The organism is Actinoplanes sp. NPDC048791 (assembly GCF_040650095.1).
GTDB lineage: Bacteria > Actinomycetota > Actinomycetes > Mycobacteriales > Micromonosporaceae > Actinoplanes.
This window is the reverse complement of sequence record NZ_JBEZGQ010001728.1, coordinates 1-1,067: the sequence shown is the minus strand read 5'-3', so window position 1 is coordinate 1,067 and position 1,067 is coordinate 1. Positions and strand designations below refer to the sequence as shown.

The window sequence follows — 1,067 nt, the reverse complement described above, 5'->3', positions numbered from 1 at the left end:
AACTGCCCGGTGTGGCTGTCGGGCACGTCGGCCAGCTCCTCGGGGGTGCCGGTGGGGCAGTTCTCCGGGCGCTGCCATTCGTAGGCGACGTCCTGCATGCCGTCCGCGGTCACCGTGATCGGGCCGCTGCCGGCCGGCACCCGTACCGTCTCGCCCTTGCCGGGTGCCACGGTCACCGTCGTGGTGAAGTCGCCGGCCCGGACCGTGAAGTCGACCGGGTACTTCGTCTGCTCGCCGGTGTTGCTCAGGTTCACATCGACCGTGCCGTCGCACTGGGACACCGGCTGCACGGCCGGCTGGTGACAGCCCTTCGTGCCGCCGTTGTACCAGCCCTGCGGGCCCTTCGAGCGGCCGCCGAGGCCGTTGCTGCTGCCCAGCTTGAGGTTGTCGTAGCGCTTACCACCGTCGGTGATCTCACCGATGATGTCGTCCTCGCCCCCGAAGAACAGGTCGGCCTGGGTGTTGCAGGCCGGCAGCTGCGCGGCCAGGGTGACCGTGCGCTGCTCGTTGCTGATCGTCGCCGTCTGGTGCGCGAAGACGTACTGCGGCACCGAGAACTGCGGCTTCGGCGCGAAGTAGGTCACCAGTGTCACCGGCTCGGCGTTGCAGAGCTTGACGTCGTCGTCCAGCGTCACCGACGCCGTGGCCTGGCCGTCCTTGATGGCGAACTCGTGGTGGAAACGCGCCTGCGCCTGCTCCACGCACGGCGGTTCGGGCTTCTCGCACGCGCCGAGCTGGACGGTGGCCTTGTTGTCGGCGTCCTTGGTCTTCGCCCAGACGGCCACGAACGAGACCGAGGCCTCCGCGGGGCTGTTCCGCAGCACCTGGGTGAAGATCGTCTTGCCGATGGTGCCGCTCTCCTGGCGGCGGTTGAGGAAACCGCCGTCGGCCAGGCCGGGGACCGGGGCCGGCGCGGTGGTCAGTTTGTCCACCTTGGCCATTTCGGTCCAGTTGTTGGTGATCGTCCAGGTGACGGTCCACTCACCGGCGGCGGTGTCGCACTTGGCGATCCCCGTGATGTCGGTCTGGGTCGTGGGCCCATCGGTCCGAGGCGGGACGGGCGCCCG

At 69.3% G+C, this 1,067-nt stretch carries 1 protein-coding gene; it reads right to left on the bottom strand.

From position 1 onward, the window contains the following. Positions 1-1,067: cell wall anchor protein (locus tag AB0C29_RS49995; RefSeq protein WP_360835638.1), on the bottom strand; the 1,067-nt coding region annotated here is incomplete at both ends.